The organism is Flaviaesturariibacter aridisoli, from assembly GCF_004343705.1.
In the GTDB taxonomy this organism is placed as follows: domain Bacteria; phylum Bacteroidota; class Bacteroidia; order Chitinophagales; family Chitinophagaceae; genus Flavisolibacter; species Flavisolibacter aridisoli.
This window is the reverse complement of record NZ_SKFH01000019.1, coordinates 32,117-49,450: the sequence shown is the minus strand read 5'-3', so window position 1 is coordinate 49,450 and position 17,334 is coordinate 32,117. Positions and strand designations below refer to the sequence as shown.

At 60.3% G+C, this 17,334-nt stretch carries 20 protein-coding genes and 1 pseudogene; 12 read left to right on the top strand and 9 right to left on the bottom strand.

The genetic code is table 11. The features are described 5' to 3' along the window. From E0486_RS12130 to lysS, 3 genes and pseudogenes are all read right to left on the bottom strand, one after another. Positions 1 to 191: pseudogene (locus E0486_RS12130) on the bottom strand (type IX secretion system membrane protein PorP/SprF); the annotation flags it as partial. A gap of 38 nt (positions 192 to 229) precedes the next feature. Then, a complete protein-coding gene (locus E0486_RS12125) occupies positions 230 to 1,861 on the bottom strand; it encodes a choice-of-anchor J domain-containing protein (RefSeq protein ID WP_165917309.1) in 1,632 nt (543 codons plus the stop codon). A 205-nt stretch (positions 1,862 to 2,066) separates the two neighbouring features. After that, positions 2,067 to 3,629 (bottom strand): lysine--tRNA ligase, encoded by a 1,563-nt coding sequence (lysS, locus tag E0486_RS12120; protein ID WP_131852448.1) that lies wholly within the window; start codon positions 3,627 to 3,629, stop codon positions 2,067 to 2,069. A 128-nt stretch (positions 3,630 to 3,757) separates the two neighbouring features. Between lysS and E0486_RS18905 the strand changes: the two genes are divergently transcribed. Then, positions 3,758 to 3,913 (top strand): hypothetical protein, encoded by a 156-nt coding sequence (locus tag E0486_RS18905; RefSeq protein ID WP_165917308.1) that lies wholly within the window; start codon positions 3,758 to 3,760, stop codon positions 3,911 to 3,913. A 72-nt stretch (positions 3,914 to 3,985) separates the two neighbouring features. On the opposite strand, the gene E0486_RS12115 is transcribed toward E0486_RS18905, so the two are convergent. Genes E0486_RS12115 through E0486_RS12105 form a run of 3 tightly spaced genes read right to left on the bottom strand, consistent with a single transcriptional unit; the run spans position 3,986 to position 6,264 of the window. Further along, entirely contained in the window at positions 3,986 to 4,909 is a 924-nt protein-coding gene (locus E0486_RS12115) for a hypothetical protein (protein ID WP_131852447.1), read from the bottom strand. Between the two features lie 9 nt (positions 4,910 to 4,918). Beyond that, positions 4,919 to 5,338 carry a hypothetical protein gene (locus tag E0486_RS12110; protein ID WP_131852446.1) on the bottom strand — a complete coding sequence of 140 codons (420 nt, stop codon included), beginning with the start codon at positions 5,336 to 5,338 and terminating at the stop codon, positions 4,919 to 4,921. A 35-nt stretch (positions 5,339 to 5,373) separates the two neighbouring features. Then, on the bottom strand, positions 5,374 to 6,264 hold the full coding sequence (locus tag E0486_RS12105; RefSeq protein WP_131852445.1) for a flavin reductase family protein: 891 nt from the start codon (positions 6,262 to 6,264) through the stop codon (positions 5,374 to 5,376). A gap of 158 nt (positions 6,265 to 6,422) precedes the next feature. Between E0486_RS12105 and E0486_RS12100 the strand changes: the two genes are divergently transcribed. Then, complete coding sequence (locus tag E0486_RS12100) at positions 6,423 to 7,124, top strand: head GIN domain-containing protein (protein WP_131852444.1); 702 nt, start codon at positions 6,423 to 6,425, stop codon at positions 7,122 to 7,124. 175 nt (positions 7,125 to 7,299) lie between these two features. On the opposite strand, the gene E0486_RS12095 is transcribed toward E0486_RS12100, so the two are convergent. Beyond that, a complete protein-coding gene (locus E0486_RS12095) occupies positions 7,300 to 8,319 on the bottom strand; it encodes a fumarylacetoacetate hydrolase family protein (RefSeq protein WP_131852443.1) in 1,020 nt (339 codons plus the stop codon). A gap of 95 nt (positions 8,320 to 8,414) precedes the next feature. On the opposite strand from E0486_RS12095, the gene E0486_RS12090 reads away from it, so the two are divergent. From E0486_RS12090 to E0486_RS12060, 7 genes are all read left to right on the top strand, one after another. After that, positions 8,415 to 9,191, top strand: a complete 777-nt coding sequence (locus E0486_RS12090) for a helix-turn-helix domain-containing protein (protein ID WP_131852442.1) — start codon at positions 8,415 to 8,417, stop codon at positions 9,189 to 9,191. A gap of 25 nt (positions 9,192 to 9,216) precedes the next feature. After that, complete coding sequence (locus E0486_RS12085; protein WP_131852441.1) at positions 9,217 to 9,879, top strand: sterol desaturase family protein; 663 nt, start codon at positions 9,217 to 9,219, stop codon at positions 9,877 to 9,879. A gap of 123 nt (positions 9,880 to 10,002) precedes the next feature. Beyond that, positions 10,003 to 10,716, top strand: coding sequence for a tRNA (guanosine(46)-N7)-methyltransferase TrmB (gene trmB, locus E0486_RS12080; protein WP_131852440.1), 714 nt, complete (start codon positions 10,003 to 10,005; stop codon positions 10,714 to 10,716). After that, positions 10,697 to 10,891, top strand: coding sequence for a C1orf53 family protein (locus E0486_RS12075; RefSeq protein ID WP_131852439.1), 195 nt, complete (start codon positions 10,697 to 10,699; stop codon positions 10,889 to 10,891). Before trmB ends, E0486_RS12075 begins: the two co-directional genes overlap by 20 nt. A gap of 226 nt (positions 10,892 to 11,117) precedes the next feature. Beyond that, entirely contained in the window at positions 11,118 to 11,489 is a 372-nt protein-coding gene (locus tag E0486_RS12070; protein ID WP_131852438.1) for an MGMT family protein, read from the top strand. A gap of 161 nt (positions 11,490 to 11,650) precedes the next feature. Next, a complete protein-coding gene (locus E0486_RS12065; protein ID WP_131852437.1) occupies positions 11,651 to 12,235 on the top strand; it encodes a YceI family protein in 585 nt (194 codons plus the stop codon). Between the two features lie 119 nt (positions 12,236 to 12,354). Continuing rightward, complete coding sequence (locus E0486_RS12060; protein ID WP_131852436.1) at positions 12,355 to 13,614, top strand: pyridoxal phosphate-dependent aminotransferase; 1,260 nt, start codon at positions 12,355 to 12,357, stop codon at positions 13,612 to 13,614. On the opposite strand, the gene E0486_RS12055 is transcribed toward E0486_RS12060, so the two are convergent. Next, positions 13,611 to 13,829, bottom strand: coding sequence for a hypothetical protein (locus tag E0486_RS12055; protein WP_131852435.1), 219 nt, complete (start codon positions 13,827 to 13,829; stop codon positions 13,611 to 13,613). The genes E0486_RS12060 and E0486_RS12055 overlap by 4 nt on opposite strands. A 246-nt stretch (positions 13,830 to 14,075) precedes the next feature. Here E0486_RS12055 and E0486_RS12050 point away from each other — a divergent pair, with 246 nt between their 5' ends. The 3 genes from E0486_RS12050 (at position 14,076) to E0486_RS12040 (ending at position 16,756) form a co-directional block, all read left to right on the top strand. Further along, positions 14,076 to 15,242 (top strand): glycosyltransferase, encoded by a 1,167-nt coding sequence (locus tag E0486_RS12050; RefSeq protein ID WP_131852434.1) that lies wholly within the window; start codon positions 14,076 to 14,078, stop codon positions 15,240 to 15,242. Between the two features lie 165 nt (positions 15,243 to 15,407). Beyond that, positions 15,408 to 16,304 (top strand): DMT family transporter, encoded by an 897-nt coding sequence (locus E0486_RS12045; RefSeq protein ID WP_131852433.1) that lies wholly within the window; start codon positions 15,408 to 15,410, stop codon positions 16,302 to 16,304. Positions 16,305 to 16,354: 50 nt separating this feature from the next. Next, positions 16,355 to 16,756 carry a hypothetical protein gene (locus E0486_RS12040; protein ID WP_131852432.1) on the top strand — a complete coding sequence of 134 codons (402 nt, stop codon included), beginning with the start codon at positions 16,355 to 16,357 and terminating at the stop codon, positions 16,754 to 16,756. Here E0486_RS12040 and E0486_RS12035 read toward each other — a convergent pair. Then, on the bottom strand, positions 16,753 to 17,247 hold the full coding sequence (locus tag E0486_RS12035; RefSeq protein WP_131852431.1) for a SixA phosphatase family protein: 495 nt from the start codon (positions 17,245 to 17,247) through the stop codon (positions 16,753 to 16,755). The genes E0486_RS12040 and E0486_RS12035 overlap by 4 nt on opposite strands. Between the last annotated feature and the right edge of the window lie 87 nt (positions 17,248 to 17,334).

Here is a 17,334-nt window from a genome sequence, read left to right as displayed (position 1 = left end):
AAGGCGTTGGTGCCGCCCGAAAACGAGGTGTTGCGGTAGGCGCCCGACAGGCGGTAGGTCTTGTCGTAGAGGCCGGTTTGTGCCGGGTTGAGCAGCAGCGGGGTGTTGTGCAGCTGCGAGAGCTGGGCGTCCTGGGCGGCCGCCGACAGGGTGCCGGCGCTCAGGATCGATATGGCAAGAAGTTTTTTCATGTTCGTGTTTTTACGCATTACTCATTGATCATTACTCGTTAACGAAGCAGGCTTACATGACCCGTCTTCTTCATCGGGTTGCCTTTCTGGTCGTAACCATCGGCCACCCAAACGTAGATGTCGGAGGGAGCATTCTTGCCGTTGATAGTTCCGTCCCAGCCTGGGTTGATCGTGGTGCTGTTGAACACCTCGCGGCCCATGCGGTCGTATACGCGGAAGCTGCGGAGCGTGGACAGACCGACCAGCATCGGGCGCAGGCGGTCGTTCACACCGTCGCCGTCGGGCGAGAAGGCGGTCGGAACGAAGATGTCGTAGTCGCGGAAGATGCGCACCAGCAGGGTATCCACGGTGATGCAACCGGAGGCTTTGGTCGTCGTGATCGTGTACAGCTGCTCGCGCTGGGCGGTGATGACCGGGTTGCGCACGGTAGCCGAAGAGATCATGACCGGGGGATCCCAGATGTAAACGGAGCCGGGACCGAGATCGCGGGCGAAGATCTGCGTAGGCTCGTTGAACTTCACGTTTACGGTCTCCAGTTGAGTACCGGGGGTGAAGGTCTCGATGCGGATGGGGTGCGTAACCGAGTCGGCCAGTACGGCGCAGCCGCCGGGAGTAGCCACCAGCTTCACATTGTAGCTGCCGGTGTCGGCGTAGGTAAACGTCGCCGTGGACCCGGTAGCATTGAGCGCGCCCGGCACACCGAAGTTATAGCTGTAGCTGACGTTGTTGCCGGCTGTATTGGTGGTTTGGCTGGTGAAGGTCACCGGCTTGCCCTGGCAGTAGGTGTTGAATGTGAAGGCAGCCGTGGGGCGCGACAGCGCCGTCAGCACGATACTGTTGGTGGATGCCTGCTGGCAGCCGCCGGCGCCCGTAGCCGTTACGGTGTAGGTACCGGGCTGCGTAGCGGCGTAGGTAGTGCCGGTGGCGTTGTTGATCGGGTTTCCGTTGAGGTTCCACTGGTAAGCTGTGCCTGTGCCCGTAACCGTGAGGTTCGTGGGCGTGCCGGGGCAGACGCCCGTGCTGGCCGGGGTGGCGATGGTAGCCTGCGCGCACACGTTGGTGGTGTAGCGGAAGGCGTCGATGCCTACGTAGTTGGAGTTGTTGCCGTTGCCGCCACCGTCGGTCACGAAGTACCGGAAGGCAAAGCGGCCGCTGACGCCGGCTGCGGGCAGGCCCGAAAGTGTCGCCGTGAACTGGGTCCACGTTTTCGGGAATACACCGGTGATGAGCGTCGGGTTGATGGATACGAGCAGCGTGGTGAAATCACCGACGGACGTTTCGCTGGAGCCTACATCGGTGCTCGTGCCGTTCTGGCTCAGGCGCAGCTCAATTCGGTCGGGGTATTCGGTGCCGGCGGGAATGCGGGAATAAAAGGTGATGACGTCGCCGTTGCGGAAGCTGCGGTTGGGCCCGATGAGCCAGTTGCTGATCGTACCAACGCCATTGGCATCCGTGCTCTGGAAGTTGACGCCGATGTAGGCGTTGCCCGCGCCGTTGAAGGCGGTGAACGACGCCGTGTTGCCCTGGAACCAGGAGCCGGTACCGAGCGGGTTACTGTTGTTTTTCATGGACCAGCCGTTGGCCGTAAGGGTAGTGATGTTGTCGAAGTCTTCCGAGATCGACTGGGCACCCGCAGGCAGATGCAGGGCCGAAGCCAGAAGAGCGACCATACCGGTTCTCTTCAGTAAAGGACTCAATAGCATGTTAGATGGTTTTAAAAGAAGTACGGACGCCGGGAGCATGGGCTGCCCATCGTGCGTGCTTCACTCCTCAATATTACCGATTTGACGATAGGCCGCCAAAAAAATGCAGGCCCGGAGCGGCTCCACGGCATTAAAAAAGGGCCCGAAGGCCCTTTCCTAAAACGGTATAAAATTATTCGGCGGGCGTGCCTTCGGGGCCTGTTTCCTCCGCCGCTCCTTCGAAGCGCTCGGGGCGCATCTGCGGGAAGAGAAGCACGTCCTGGATCGATACGCTGCCGGTGAGCAGCATGCACAGGCGGTCGATGCCGATGCCGATGCCGGCCGTGGGCGGCATGCCGTATTCGAGGGCACGCAGGAAGTCGTAGTCGATGAACATCGCTTCGTCGTCGCCGCGCTCCATCAGGCGCACCTGCTCCTCGAAGCGTTCGCGCTGGTCGATGGGGTCGTTGAGCTCGGAGTAGGCGTTGGCGATCTCCTTGCCGTTGATCATCAGCTCAAAACGCTCCACGAGGCCTGGCTTGCTGCGGTGCTTTTTCGTCAGCGGGCTCATCTCCACCGGGTAGTCGGTAATGAAGGTGGGCTGGATATAATGGTGCTCGCAGCGTTCGCCGAAGATCGTGTCGATCAGCTTTCCTTTGCCCATGGAGGGCGCCACTTCCAGGCCCAGCTTGCCGCACACGTCGCGCAGGCCCGCTTCGTCCATCTCGCTTACGTCGAAGCCCGTATGTTCTTTAATGGCGTCGTAGATGGGCACGCGCTTGAAGGGTGCCTTGAAGGAGATCGTCCGCTCGCCGATGACCGACTCGTCGGAGCCGTTCACGGCCACGCAGGTGCGTTCGAGCAGCTGCTCGGTCACGTTCATCATCCAGAAATAATCTTTATAGGCCGTATACCATTCCAGGATGGTAAACTCGGGGTTGTGCGTGCGGTCCATGCCTTCGTTGCGGAAGTTGCGGCTGAACTCGTACACCCAGTCGAAGCCGCCCACGATGAGGCGCTTCAGGTACAGCTCGTTGGCGATGCGCAGGTAGAAGGGAACGTCGAGCGCATTGTGGTGGGTGATGAACGGGCGCGCAGCGGCACCGCCGGGGATGGCCTGCAGCACCGGCGTGTCTACCTCGAGGGCACCGTGCTCGTTGAGGAAGTCGCGGATGGCGTTGATCATCTTCGTGCGCTTCAGGAAGGTCTCCTTTACGGTGGGGTTCACCACGAGGTCGGCATAGCGCTGGCGGTATTTGAATTCCGGATCGGTCACGGCATCGAACACCTTGCCTTCGGCTTCGCGCACCACGGGCAGCGGCTTCAGCGACTTGGCCAGGAAGGTGAGCTCCTGCACGTGCACGGAGATCTCGCCCATCTTGGTGCGGAACACAAAGCCTTTCACGCCCACGATGTCGCCGAGGTCGATCATCTTTTTCCAGACGGTATCGTAGAGCGTCGTGTCGCCGTCTTTGGCGATGTCGTCGCGGCGCACGTAGATCTGGATGCGGCCTTCGGCGTCCTGCAGCTCTGCGAAGGCGGCCTTGCCCATGTCGCGCACGCTCATGATGCGGCCGGCGAGGCACACGGCGGCGAAGGCTTCTTTATGTTCGTCGGTAAAAGTCGCCTTGATGGCTGTCGAGTGATGACTTACGGGGTAGAGCTCGGCGGGATACGGATCGATGCCCAGGCGCTGCAGCTCGGCGAGCTTCTCGCGGCGGATCAGCTCCTGCTCGGAAAGGTGTTGTGTACTCATGATGGGAAAAGTGCCGCAAAGGTACGGGCGGCAAGCGGGAATCGGCAATCGGCAATGGGTGCCCGGGGCCCGGGTTGGCACATTACGGCGGCGGCGGCTTATATTTAGCCGACAAAAACACTACGCATATGTCCATCATGAATTCCGGAAAGAAAGGCAACGACAAGCAAAGCGGCAATAGCAAGAACAAGCCGGGGGGCAATGGCTCCAAATTCATGAAGCCCAATTCGAAAGGCAACATTGTGAAGCCCGTGCGCTCTACCGGCGCTAACCGCGGCAGCTAGGCTTCGGCTGCGCTCAGCCCGACAGACTGCTTCAGGCAGCTTGAATAACATCTATGGAATATAGGTGCCCGGTTACCGGCACACGCGGGCTTCGATCCGCAGGGCGATCTCGCGGCAGGCGGGACCGCTGCGCCGCGTCCACGCCATCCAGGGATTGCGGAAATACATCGACCCGCCTGCGTGGGCCGCAAAGGCAAACCCGTATACCTCCGGAACCGCCTGCGGACTCGCATCCGGCGGCAACGATACGGGCCACCAGTAATCCGGCCCTGCATCAAATAACTCGAAGGCCACGAACACCCCCTCCGGCGGTAAGGGGATGCGCTGCGCTTCCAGCGCAACCGGGAACGCCCCGAAGCCGGCGGCGGCCACGACGATATCGTTGCGCCCCAGCTCCTCACCGGGCATCCCGTCGGCCCCGCGCGCAAAAAAGCGCAGCCGCACCGGCGTGTTGGCGTGCCCAAGGTATTTTTTGTTGTGGAAATAAGGATGTACCCCAAAGGTCAGGCTACGCATCCAGCCCGCCTTCCCGGTCGGGTTTTCAATCCAGTGCGCCATCTGTGCGCCGTCTACCGGCCCCGTCCAGCGCAGGTCCTGGTCGTCCACATCGATTCCTCCACGCAAGCGAATCTTCCGCTCCAGCTCGCCAGCCGCCGCCGTACCGATTGTGAGCGGTTGTGTGGCTGCGCAGCTTTGCACCAGCACCGGGCTAAGCGGCGGCAATGCCGCCAGCGCCACATCGCCGCCCCCGGTCAGGGGCAGCACTTTCGGGTAGTGACCAGCGAAAGTCAGGGTGAACACTTTTCCCTGCAGGCTGTCCGGGACGGTCATCCGCCCCAGCGAGTCGGCAAAGCGCAGCCAACGGGCTTCCGCGCACAGCACCGTGGCATATGGAAGCGGCGCGCCGGAAGCGCTGTCCACCACGCGCAACGGCAACTGCGCGAAGGCCGAAGGGGAGAAACAGGCAACCAGTAAGTGGAAGGAGAACCGGAGCATGGAAGTAGCTTAGAGATAAAGGCGGAGCGCCAGGGCCGCAAACGGTTGGCGCCCGGCCGGCGTAGCGCCGGTTTCACTTTTCAGCAGCACGGCGGCTTTGCGTTTGTTGCGCCCGGAGGCAAGGAACAGGGGTACGCTGCCCGCGATCAGGGCAAGGCCGCCGAAGGCGGCCACTTCGCTCCCGCTGGTGCTTTTGTCCGGCTTGCTGTTGCCCGACAGGTCGATGTCGAAATCACTGGCGGCGGTGGCCGCACCGATGACGGCTGCCAGCGTTCCCGCGCCCAGCATTACCCAGGCCGCCGTTTTCTGGTGCTTGCTCCGCTCCAGGTAGAATGCGCGCGTGTTGGGCGCCGGGCGGTCGTCGGGGAGCTCCTGGGCACAGAGGCCGGCGCCCAGCGCCAGCATCGGGATCAGCAAATAAAAGCGCATGATCTTACGGTTTGGTGTATCCTGAATGTACACCCTTACCAGGGATTTTCCAATGTCAGCAGCACCTGCCACGCGTCGTCTACGCGGCCTTCGTCCAGCAGGCGCGCGGCATAGAGATGCGTTTCCTTTTCCAGGTCGGCAGGGTTGAGCGAATAGTATTGCATGATCTGCTTCAGGTGGTCGTCGGCGAAGGAAGGCTGCAGCACCGGGGGCTCGTGCACGTTGGCCAGTGCGCCGAGGTGGTTGCCGCTGAGGTAGCGGCTGCAGCGGATGGCGGCCGGAAGAGCATCGATGCCGATACCGAGCTTCGTATTGGGCTTCGGCACCTGGAACAGGCTGTCGGCGGAGGCGCGGCAATACCAGTCGCCGCCGAGGCGGGCCACCAGGTCGAGGTCGGCCTGGTTGATCTTACGGTCGGCGTCGAGCAGGCGGTCGTCGATGTGCAGCACGAGCACCTCGCAAATCACCAGCTGCCCCGCACCGCCGCTTTCGCCGAGCGACTTCACCTCCAGCACGCGGCATTCCATCTTCGCGGGGCTTTCCTTCACCATTGGCGGGCGGACCTGCGTAGCGGCTTCTTTAGTAAAACCCGCTTTCAGAAATTCGTCGGTACCGCGCGGGTAGTCGCAGCTCGTGAGCGAGGCCTGCTGCACGATGTCGTACGACACCATGTTGATCACCACCTCGGGCACGGCCAGCACGTTCTCGAGCGTATGCTTCACGGTGTTGTCGCGCACACGGCGCGCCGGCGAGAACACCACGATCGGCGGCTGTGCCGAAAACAGGTTGAAAAAAGAAAACGGACTCAGGTTGGGAATCCCTTCCGCATCCACGGTCGATGCGAAGCAGATGGGGCGCGGCGCCACCACGTGCTGCAGGAAGTATTGCGTTTCGGAAGCCTTGAGCTCGGCCAGGTTGAGGATCATGTGGCAAAGATGCGGAAAAGAAAAAGCCGTCGCGGCCGCCCTTCATCCACATTACCGGCCGCTTATCCGAAAAGGCGACCCCATTGTAACAAGCGCTTGCCCCTTTCCGTCTTACGAAAGACTTCGTTTATTTTTAGAAACCATTAAACCGATTTGAAATGACGAGAACCCTCCTGCTGGCCGCCGCCCTTTTCGTAGCCGCGCCCGCCGCTTTTGCGCAAGACAATGAATCCATCACCGGCAACGGCAAAGTGGTCACCGCCAACGTGCCCGTGCAGCCCTTCGAATCGCTGGAGGCCAGCGGCGTATACGAGCTCAAGTTGAGCCAGGGCGATAAGGAATCCGTAAAGATCGAGGCCGACGAAAACCTGCAGGCCCTTTTCCACGTGCGCAACGAAGGCACGAAGCTGGTGATCGATATGGGCAAGCGCAAAAATTTCAACCTGAAGAAAAGCACGAAGCTGACGGTATACGTCACCTTCCGCAACCTGAAGCGCATGGACCTCCAGATGGTGGGCAGCGTGCGTTCGGAAGAAGCGCTTTCATTCACCGACATCAAGGTAAAGAACAACAGCGTGGGCAACGTAAGCCTGAAACTGACGGCCAACAGCTTTGACCTCGACAACAACGCCGTGGGCAACGTGACGCTCAGCGGCAAAGCACAGAACGCCGTATTCACCAGCAATGCCGTGGGCGCCCTCCGCGCCGGCGACTTCGTGGTGCAGACCGTCACGATCAACAACGAAGGCGTGGGCTCGGCCGAAGTGAACGCCGAAAAGTCGCTCAGGGTAAAAGACTCCTTCCTGGGCAAGGTGCACAACAAGGGCGCAGCGAAGGCAGCGAAGAAAGAAGTTATCTGAAGCCTTTTCGCATCTGGCGATGCGAAAACGAACGTGCAAACAATACAAACGTCCCGCCGATGGCGGGACGTTTTATTGCAATCAGAAATAGGTCTTATTGAAAAAAGAGACGCGCATCATGCGTCTCTACTTAGCGTACCAACTTCTTTTCTTCTTCTCTTCGCGGTTAAAAACCTTAGTTCCTTACTGCAGCTTTCTTCAGCTTCAGGATGCTCCAGTCCGTTTCCTCGGGCACCATCGTATTCTCCAGTTTTCCAAGGCCATCGATCTCCAGCACCACTTCGTCGTTGGGCTGCAGCCATTGTTCGGGGTAGGCCGGGTCGGAAAGTTTACCGGTGCCGTTGAGTTCGAGGAAGCAGCCGGTGCCTACCGTGCCCGAGCCGATGACATCGCCGGGGTGCAGGTCCACGCCGTAGGAGGCGCGCTCTACCAGCTCGGCGAAGGTCCAGTCCATATCGCCCAGGTTGCCGGCGCTCACCTGCTTTCCGTTGACGGTGCAGGTCATTTTCAGGTTCCAGTTCTTGCCCACGTGTCCTTCCTTGGCGGCGATCTCGAATGCCTGCAGCTCGTCGAGCGTCACCAGCCAGGGGCCGATGGTGGTGGCGAAGTCCTTCCCTTTGGCCGGGCCGAGGTTGAGCAGCATTTCCTCCATCTGGAGGCGGCGGGCGCTGAGGTCGTTCATGATCATCAGTCCACCGATGTATTCGTCGGCCTCCCCGGCTTTGATATTCCGCCCGTGCTTGCAAATAACGATGGCCGCCTCGAGCTCGAAGTCGAGCTTTTCAAAGTGGTCGGGCATGCAGCGTACGGGGCCGGGACCGTACACCGCGTGGTGGTTGGTCATGTAGAAGATGGGGTACTGGTCGAATTCGGGGATCATGTCCACCTTACGGTTGCGGCGGGCGGCGGCCACGTGCTGGCGAAAGGCGTAGCCGTCGCGGCAGGAAGTGGGGCGCGGCACCGGCGCCAGCAGCTCTACGGAATCAAGTGCGATGCCTTTCCCGGCGGCGATGCGGCCTTCGCGGATCATCGCTTCCCCGTGTTGCGCCACGGGCAGCAGGTCTTCCCAGTAAGCCAGGAACATATCCATCGAGTTGGGCAGGTCGGGGTGCAGCAGCTCCATGTCGTACACGAAGCCGTCGATGAGCACGGCCAGTTGGTCCTGGCCGTCCTTGAGGTAGGAAACGAGTTTCATATCACAGTTGTTGAGGGGCCAAAGATAGGCCGCCCGGGGAGCCGGTTGCCGGGCGGGTTTGTTTCGTATATTAGGGGACACCAAAACCTTAGCATATGGAATGGCAACCAGAGCAACTGCTGGCCGAGATCCGGCGCCTCGAGCTGCTGACGCAGGCGCTCAGCGCCCGCAACGGGGTCCTCGAATACCTGCTCCGGCAGCCGGGCATGGATGGGATGGCGCAGGCACCGCACCCACCCATGCCATTTTCAGACAGGAATACGCATCCTCATCCCACACCCATCCCGCCTTCAGACAGGCATACGGACCCCCTGCTCCTACCCATTCAAAAAACAGAGGGGCATCCGCAGGAGCCGGTCCTACCGCTCCAATTCCCGGATCGGCATACCCCACAGCTGCATCTTCCCACCCGGGTTTCGGACCGGGCGGCGGCGGAGGATCCCCGGCCGCTCCGGCCTAGCGACGGGCCGGAGCGGGAACGTCCGGCGCGGGCCGGCGGAGGGCTGGCGGCCTGCTCCGTGCGGGTGCTGGCACCGTCGGCGCCGTCGGGACCGCTCCCGGGCTGCGCGGAGCTGGTGGCGGTGCTCAAAAAGAACGGCATGGCCGGCACCAAGACGGGCGGCGTGATCCGCGCGGCCCGCCTGCTGCTGTTGGTGGCGGCCGGCGGCGGGCCGGTATCGACGCCGCGGATCTGCTCCGAGCTCGGCCTCAGCCCCAGCGGGGCCGCCAAGCTGCTGGCCTCCCTGCGCCGGCGGCACTGGCTGCTGCGCACCGGCACCTACGGCCTGATGCTCAGCACCGAAGCGAAGGCCTTGCTCGCCCTTGCCGCCCGCCCGACACAAACGCCGTCACATCAAGCGTTAAACGCTTAAATTTGCCCCGGAAACACCGTGTAGCATGAAATTCGAAAAGATCCATAATAAAGGGCAGGCCCAGCTGTTCCGCAACCCCGTGCTGGAAATGCTGACGAAAACCCACCCGCTGGTGATCTGGGGGATGTACCTCCCCGTGATCATCGGATTTCCCATTTGGGCCCACAACCAATACGGCTTCGACGCGGCGCGGATCGCGGCCCTTTTCCTGGCCGGCGCCTTTTCCTGGACCCTCTTCGAGTACATCGCCCACCGCTTTATGTTTCACGCCATCGCCGACAGCGAGCGCGCGCGCCGCGTGGTTTATGTGATGCACGGTAACCACCACCACTTTCCCCGCGACCGCCAGCGCCTGTTCATGCCGCCGGTACCGAGCCTGATCCTGGCCTCGGCCATCTTCGGGCTGCAGTACCTGGGCCTGCACGGCAATACGTTCGTGTTCTTCCCGGGCTTTATGCTCGGCTACCTGATGTACGGCACGATGCACTACGCCATCCACGCCTGGAACCCACCCTTCAAATGGATGAAGCCCCTGTGGCGCAACCACCACCTGCATCATTACAAAGATGAAGGCAAGGGCTATGGTGTGAGCACCACCATCTGGGACCGTGTATTCGGCACCATGTTCGACCTGAAGAAAGAGAAGGAAGACAAGGAGAAGGTGAAAGAATTAATGTTCCAGAAATAACGCTTCGACTACGCTCAGCGTGACAGTGGAGCAACCTCTTTTTTGACTCTTTTCTTCTCACCCGGTTGACGGCTTATGTCAGGCTGAGCGCAGCCGAAGCCACCCCATTACCCCATCAATCCCATGGGACATAAAAAGCTCATTCGCTTCGCAGAAATTGAAACCTTTCCCAACGTGCTGCAATACCCCGAGGGTATGGCCGGGAAATGGAAGGACTTCTTTCAAAACGAGCACCCGCTGACGCTGGAGCTGGCCTGCGGCAAGGGCGAATACACCCTGGGCCTCGCCCGCATGCACCCGGAGCGCAATTTTCTCGGCGTGGACCTGAAGGGGAACCGCATCTGGGCCGGCGCCCGCAAGGCCCTTGCGGAAGGATTGAAGAACGCCGCCTTCCTGCGCATCCTCATCGACGGCATCGAAGGCTTCTTCGCCCCTGCCGAAGTGAGCGAGATCTGGATCACCTTCCCCGACCCGCAGCTGCGCACCGGTAAGGCCAAAAAGCGCCTGACCCACCCGCGCTTCCTGCGCCGCTACCAGCAGATCCTCGCACCCGGCGGAAAGATCCACCTCAAGACCGACTCGCCCAACCTGTATGCCTTCACCCGGAAGGTGTGCGACCTATACGGGTGCACCGTGCTGGAGCATACCGACAACGTGTATGCCGAGCCCGACATAAAGCCGGAGCTGCAGATCAAGACCTACTACGAATCGCTCGACATCGCCGGTGCGGCCCGCGTGCACTACGTGTGCTTCACGCTGCCGGCCACGCTCCCCGGCACGGAACTGGATGCGCAACTCCAGCAACAATTGTTTGAAGATGAACAACCCGCTGGTTGAGGGCGAAGATTATTACTGGAATGAGCAGGGCTACGTGGTGCTTACCGAAAAGCACCACCTGAGGCGCGGCTACTGCTGCGGCATGGGCTGCAAGCATTGTCCCTACGAGTACGAATCCGTGCCCGAGCCCCGGCGCAGCGAGCTGCTGGCGGAGAAAAGGAAGCGTGAGGCGTGAGCCGTGAGCCGTGAGCCGTGAGGCGTGAGCCGTGAGCCGTGAGCGTGAGCGTGAGGCGTGAGGCGTGAGGCGCCGTTAGCCGGCAATACGATATAAAGAAAGGCTGCCAATGGCAGCCGTTCTTCGTTACGGGCGCCAGCATTGCCGATTGCCGACGGCGTCAGCATTCACGCCTCACGCCTCACGCCTCACGGCTCACGTACCCGAATGCCCTTACCTTTCCGGTATGAAAAAGACGCCGCTCAAAAAGGTCACACCTTCGGGTCAGACCGACAAGGAGTCGTTCTTTGCGCAGGTATACGACGTGGTGCGGCAGATACCCAAGGGCCGCGTAACTTCCTACGGCGCCATCGCCGCGGCCCTCGGCACGCGGGGCTCTTCGCGGATGGTGGGCTGGGCCATGAACAACTGCCACCACATCCGGCCCAAAGTGCCCGCGCACCGCGTGGTGAATCGCCTTGGGCTCCTCACCGGCAAGGCCCACTTCGGCGAACCCGACCGGATGCAGCAGTTGCTGGAAAAAGAAGGAGTCAACGTGGTGGACGACCAGGTGCAGGACTTCGCGCAAAAATTCTGGGATCCCGCCCAGGAGCTATAGGCCAACGGCTTCATCCGCAGCTGCCTTCGGTATTCAATCGTCCTTATTGGCTGGTCATTCCATAGAAAAGCCGCGAAAAGGGTCCTTGCACCATTTCTTGATCTATGTCAATGTTCTAACATTGAATTGCGTGTAGGTTTGCTTTCTTTTAAACAAACCACATGAAAAAACTGTTCGTAGCCGCCGCGCTTTTGCTGAGCACTTCCGGCCTCTTTGCCCAATCGACCTGGAACGTAGACCCCGTTCACTCCAACGTCCGCTTTACCGTTTCGCACCTCGTGATCTCCGAAGTGGAAGGATCCTTTAAGAAATTCAACGGTTCGCTGCAGAGCGCAAAGCCCGACTTCACCGACGCGAAGATCAACTTCAGCGTGGACGTCAACAGCATCAACACCGACAACGAAGGGCGCGACAAGCACCTGAAAGGCGACGACTTCTTCAATGCCGCCCAATACCCGGCCATGAACTTTACCGGCACCTCGTTCCGCAAAGTGTCGGGCAACCAGTATGAGCTGAAAGGCAACCTCAGCATCCGTAACGTGACCAAACCCGTCGTGTTCAAAGTCACCTATGGTGGCACCGTGAAAGATCCCTGGGGCAACATCAAGGCCGGCTTCAAGGCGTCGGGCACGATCAACCGGTTTGACTACGGCCTCAAATGGAACAGCCTCACCGAAGCTGGTGGCGCCGTAGTGGGCAACGAGATCGCCATCGACCTCCGCCTTGAGTTTGCACAAGCCAAATAATTAAGTACTTAAGTCGGAAGTCCGAAGTGGGAAGCAGAGCCAATGGTTCCGACTTCCCACTTCGGACTTTTTTACTTTCCCCGTAAGCCCGCCCTTACTTTTGCGCTAATACGGTACGCATGAAACTTTCCCACCTTTCCGAGACCCTGATCGGTTCCGAGATCGTCAAGCTTGGCGGCGAGATCCGCGAGCGCATCCGCCAGGGTGAGACCATCTACAACTTTACGGTCGGCGACTTCGACCCGCAGATCTTCCCGATCCCGCAGGAACTCGAAGACGGCATCGTGGAGGCGTATCGCCAGCATTTCACCAACTACCCGCTTGGCGAGGGCAACCTCGATCTGCGCGAATCGATCGCGGCGTTCAGCCGCCGTTTCCAGAACCTCGAATACGGCCTCGACGAGATCCTCGTCGCCTCGGGCGGACGCCCGCTGATCTACGCCCTGTACCGCGCCATCTGCGACAAAGGCGACAAGGTGATCTACGCCGTTCCGAGCTGGAACAACAACCACTATACGCACTTCGTGGGCGGCAATCACGTTATCGTGGAAGCCACCGCCGAAAACAACTTCATGCCGACGGCCGAAGACCTGCGGCCGCACCTTGCCGGCGCCGCGCTGCTGTCGCTCTGCTCGCCGCAAAACCCCACGGGCACGACGTTCCGTCGCGAGGAGCTGCAAGCCATCTGCGACCTGGTGGTGGAAGAAAACGCGCGTCGCGGCGCGCAGGAGAAGAAGCTCTATGTGCTGTTCGACCAGATGTACTGGCAGCTTACGTACGGCGACATCCGTCACTACAACCCGGTGTCGCTGCACCCGGGCATGCGCCCCTACACCGTGTTCGTGGATGCGGTGAGCAAAGTGTTTGCCGGCACGGGGGTGCGTGTGGGCTGGAGCCTCGGGCCCGCGCATATTCTCAATAAGATGAAGGCGATCCTGTCGCACGTGGGTGCCTGGGCGCCGATGGCCGAGCAGAAGGCCGTAGCCCGTTACCTCGTGCAGTTCGATGCCATCGAGCGTTACCTCGCGCATTTTAAAAAGGAGCTGGAAGAGCGGCTGCGGCGCATTTACGACGGCTTTATGCTGCTGCGCAGCGAGGGGCTGCCGGTGGATGCCGTAGCGCCCGAAGCGGCCATTTACCTCACCATCAAGATCGATGCGGCCGGACGCACGACTGCCGACGGCAATGTGCTGCAAAGCCAGTCGGATGTAACGTCGTATATTTTAAAGGAAGCGAAACTGGCAGTGGTGCCATTCTATGCATTCGGTGCGCCGCGTACGACCCCCTGGTATCGTCTGAGCGTGGGCACTTGCCGGAAAGAAGAGATCGATGAGATGATTGGAAAGCTGGGCGCTGCCCTGCGGGCGCTGCGCGCTTAATTCTTGTTGATCAGGAAATAGAAAGGTTTCAATTCAAAGGTCGCAACGGCCTTCAGGATCTTGCGCGGCTTTTGGGTGATGTGGTTGCGGGCAACGAGCTCGTGGGCTCCGCAAAAGACCTCGTTGCATTCTACCTGCGACAGGATCTTGTTGAGGCAATCCACGGTCCGATTCAGTGCTTGCTGGCTCTGATTCTGCTCCTTCAGAAGGACCAAGAGGTCTCGTTTACCGTTTTCCATATAGCATTCCCTTTATGTGTTACATTCCACGTTGACTCGGGCATCCGCACTTACTGCCGCGGCCACTACCTGAGTAATAATTCCGCTGGCAACTGGTCGTCACAGTAACCAATGTCAACAACAATGCCACATATACCGACAACTTTCTCATAGATTCGTTTGTAAACTAACTAAGTTAGGACCCTTTTGGTATGCGTTTCGGCCAAAGGCGTAAAATTTAACATGAGCTCCGATTCTGCATCGTCCGGACCCGCTATTCTCGTCGCACCACTGGATTGGGGGCTCGGTCACGCAACGCGTTGTTTTCCAATCATCCGCAACCTGCTGGCCCGCGGCCACGCCGTGCACCTCGGGGGCAGCGGCGCTTCGGGCCGGCTTCTCCGCGATGCCTTCCCGGACCTGCCTTACCACGAGCTGCCCGGCCATAACGTGCGCTATGCCCGCAGCCGCCGCGGCTGGCTGTGGAAAATAATGCGGCAACTGCCTCAGCTCCGCCACAGTGTCCGGGCCGAACACAGGTGGCTCACGGCCTTCCTGCGCCGGCAGCCGCTCGCAGCCGTTATTTCCGACAACCGCTATGGCCTGTATCACCCGCAGCTTCCCTGCGTCCTCATCACCCACCAGCTGGACATCCGCACGCCTTTTGGCGCCGCCGGCAACCGCGCCCTGCGCGCCCTGCATTACCGGCTCATCGAACGCTTTCGCAGCTGCTGGGTTCCCGATGGGGAACATTTCTCCCTCGCCGGCGCCCTGTCGCACCCCAGTGCCCTGCCTGCCGTACCCACCCAATACATAGGCCCGCTCTCGCGCTTTTCCGACTCCGCTGAAGCTTCGGCGGACGGGTCCGCTTCGAATACGCCGAACTACAAACAACAAACTTCAACCTACCAACTCGTTGTTTTGCTCTCCGGCCCCGAGCCGCAACGCTCCATCTGGGAAGCACAGTTGCTGGCCCAGTTGCACTTGGTGGAAGGCCCGGTGCTGCTGCTCCGCGGGCTTCCGGGCAACAGCAGCAACAACCCACCGGCGCCGCCGCAGGTTACGGTGCGCGCCCACCTTTCAGCCGAAGCGCTGGAAGCCGAGTTGCGCAACGCCCGCTTCGTGGTGGCGCGCTGCGGCTACAGCACCGTGATGGATCTCGCCGCCCTCCGTGCCCGCGGCATCCTGGTGCCCACGCCCGGGCAAACCGAACAGGAATACCTCGCCCGCCATGTAACGGAGCAAGGCATCGCCCCCTGCTACCGACAGGAGGACTTCGACCTGCGAGCCGCCCTCGCCGCCGCCGAAACTTTCCCGTATCGTTTTCCACCTGCTGGAGGTGCCGGGGCACTTGACACGGCAATCGACGAACTGGAAGGGGCCATTGCACAGGAAAAGCAACGGAGTTGAAAGAGCAGCAACCCCCGAGAGCATGAACGCAGATTTTTATGATTCGTACGATTGACGCAGATCAGACGCTTGGCTTAGTAAATACCACCGGTATGATTAGCGGTTCGATTAAGAGGTAACTTACGTACCCACATACTTCCGACTTCCGACTTATTTTGCGGCCCGATGCGTCCCCGAACCCTGGCACACCTCGCGGTGCTTGCCACTAACCTTTTCTTCGCCGCCAATTTTAGCTTTGTAAAGATGATCGCCCCGCGGCTGGTGCAGCCTTTCGGGCTCAACGTATTTCGCGTGGGCGGCTCGCTGCTGTTGTTCTGGGTGCTCTGGCTCTTTTCAAAACGAAAGACGAAGCTGCGCCGCGAAGACTGGGGCCGCGTGCTGGCCTGCGGCCTTGCGGGTGTAGCCATCAACCAGATGCTGTTCATCCGCGGGCTGACGCTCACCAGCGGCATCCACGCCGCCCTGCTGATGCTCACCACGCCGCTGCTCATCACGGTGTTTGCCCTGTGGGTGCTGAAAGAAAAGCTTCGTCCGCTGCAGCTCCCGGGCCTGGCCCTCGGTATCGGCGGCGCGGCCTGGCTCATCTCCGGCGGCGCCCGCAGCAGCAGCGCCAGCAACCCGCTGCTCGGCGACGTGCTCATCCTCGTCAACGCCATCTTCTATTCGATCTATTTCATCCTGGTAAAACCGCTGATGGAACGCTACCGCCCACTCGAAGTGGTACGCTGGGTATTTACCGCCGGCTTCCTGTTCATGCTGCCTTTCGGCTGGCGCGAAGCGATGGCCACGCCTTTCGATCAGTTTACGGCGGTCGACGGGGCCACGCTCGTTGCGGTCGTCTTCACCGGTACGTTTCTCGCCTATTGCTTCAATGCTTACGGAATCCGCCACCTCGGCGCGGGCACCACCGGGGCTTACATCTATACGCAACCGGTATTTGCGGTGCTCATTGCCACGATCATCCTGCACGAAAATTTTTCGTGGCAAAAGGCGCTGGCGGCAGCACTCATCTTCGCGGGCGTGGCCCTCGCTACGTGGAAGGGCACAAAAAAAACGGGCTGATTCTTTTTTTTCCGGAGAAATGCGTAGCTTGGTGCTTAATCCAATCCAACATGAAAACCGTACTCCGGCTTACGGCACTCCTGTGCCTGCCCCTCCTCTTCAGCTGCGGCCGCGAAGCGCAAGAGCAAAACGACAACCCCGTTCCTTACCTCACCCTCGGACAATGGAAAGTGCGTGAATGCAATGGCCCCTCTGTGCCCAACAACACGCTCTCCGGCTACGATGTGACGTTCACCGAGAACGGTGGCCTGACGCTGCGCTACAACGGCGCTTCCTTCAGCGGCAACTGGAGCCTGCACCAGAAAGTAGAAGGCAAGTCACTCACCCTGCGGGTTAATGGCGCCAACAGCGATGCGTCGGTGCTCAGCAACGAATGGGACCTCCAATATTTCGATCCCAATACGGTGAAGCTCGAACAGGGCAGCACGCACCTCAGCCTCGGCCGCCCCTAAGCGATCGGGTTCTTCGGGTAATCAAAAAACAGGAAACGCTTGTCCGCCGATGCAAAGGCGGACCAGCTTTTTTCGTCCGTAGCCACCGCAAACACAGCACCCGTGGGCATATCGTCGATGCGGACATTGGTGAGCAGGTTCACATATTCGGTGATGGCGGGATTGTGCGAGAAAAGCGCCACTACGTCCTTGTTGTCGGGAAGCGCGGCCACCGCGTCTACAAAGGCCTGCGGCGTGGGCTCGTAGAGCGGCTCCACCAGCACGAGGTCGTCCTTGCCGAAGCCGAAAGCTTCCGCGAATGCGCGCGCCGTCCGCTTCGCGCGCTTCGCCGGACTGGATACGAAATGCTCTACTTTTACTTTCTCTTTGACGCGCTCGGCCATTTCGGACGCGTCTTTTTTACCGCGCTCGGTGAGCGGCCGGTCGAAGTCCTTCATCGAAATGTCGTCCCAGGAAGCCTTGGCGTGGCGAATCAATAAGAGCACTTTCATGTGAACTGGTTTATTGGTTAATTGGTTTATTGGTAACAAAACACCTACCAACGACCCTTTTATCGTTGCTGATCACTCAATAGTTAC

Bases quoted from the DNA above. Each gene is read 5' to 3' on its own strand.
- lysS (WP_131852448.1), bottom strand. From the start codon at position 3,629: ATGAGTACACAACACCTTTCCGAGCAGGAGCTGATCCGCCGCGAGAAG.
- E0486_RS12115 (WP_131852447.1), bottom strand. From the start codon at position 4,909: ATGCTCCGGTTCTCCTTCCACTTACTGGTTGCCTGTTTCTCCCCTTCG.
- E0486_RS18905 (WP_165917308.1), top strand. From the start codon at position 3,758: ATGTCCATCATGAATTCCGGAAAGAAAGGCAACGACAAGCAAAGCGGC.
- E0486_RS12100 (WP_131852444.1), top strand. From the start codon at position 6,423: ATGACGAGAACCCTCCTGCTGGCCGCCGCCCTTTTCGTAGCCGCGCCC.
- E0486_RS12090 (WP_131852442.1), top strand. From the start codon at position 8,415: ATGGAATGGCAACCAGAGCAACTGCTGGCCGAGATCCGGCGCCTCGAG.
- E0486_RS12065 (WP_131852437.1), top strand. From the start codon at position 11,651: ATGAAAAAACTGTTCGTAGCCGCCGCGCTTTTGCTGAGCACTTCCGGC.
- trmB (WP_131852440.1), top strand. From the start codon at position 10,003: ATGGGACATAAAAAGCTCATTCGCTTCGCAGAAATTGAAACCTTTCCC.
- E0486_RS12040 (WP_131852432.1), top strand. From the start codon at position 16,355: ATGAAAACCGTACTCCGGCTTACGGCACTCCTGTGCCTGCCCCTCCTC.
- E0486_RS12075 (WP_131852439.1), top strand. From the start codon at position 10,697: ATGAACAACCCGCTGGTTGAGGGCGAAGATTATTACTGGAATGAGCAG.
- E0486_RS12125 (WP_165917309.1), bottom strand. From the start codon at position 1,861: ATGGTCGCTCTTCTGGCTTCGGCCCTGCATCTGCCTGCGGGTGCCCAG.
- E0486_RS12070 (WP_131852438.1), top strand. From the start codon at position 11,118: ATGAAAAAGACGCCGCTCAAAAAGGTCACACCTTCGGGTCAGACCGAC.
- E0486_RS12105 (WP_131852445.1), bottom strand. From the start codon at position 6,264: ATGATCCTCAACCTGGCCGAGCTCAAGGCTTCCGAAACGCAATACTTC.
- E0486_RS12060 (WP_131852436.1), top strand. From the start codon at position 12,355: ATGAAACTTTCCCACCTTTCCGAGACCCTGATCGGTTCCGAGATCGTC.
- E0486_RS12050 (WP_131852434.1), top strand. From the start codon at position 14,076: ATGAGCTCCGATTCTGCATCGTCCGGACCCGCTATTCTCGTCGCACCA.
- E0486_RS12085 (WP_131852441.1), top strand. From the start codon at position 9,217: ATGAAATTCGAAAAGATCCATAATAAAGGGCAGGCCCAGCTGTTCCGC.
- E0486_RS12035 (WP_131852431.1), bottom strand. From the start codon at position 17,247: ATGAAAGTGCTCTTATTGATTCGCCACGCCAAGGCTTCCTGGGACGAC.
- E0486_RS12045 (WP_131852433.1), top strand. From the start codon at position 15,408: ATGCGTCCCCGAACCCTGGCACACCTCGCGGTGCTTGCCACTAACCTT.
- E0486_RS12110 (WP_131852446.1), bottom strand. From the start codon at position 5,338: ATGCGCTTTTATTTGCTGATCCCGATGCTGGCGCTGGGCGCCGGCCTC.
- E0486_RS12095 (WP_131852443.1), bottom strand. From the start codon at position 8,319: ATGAAACTCGTTTCCTACCTCAAGGACGGCCAGGACCAACTGGCCGTG.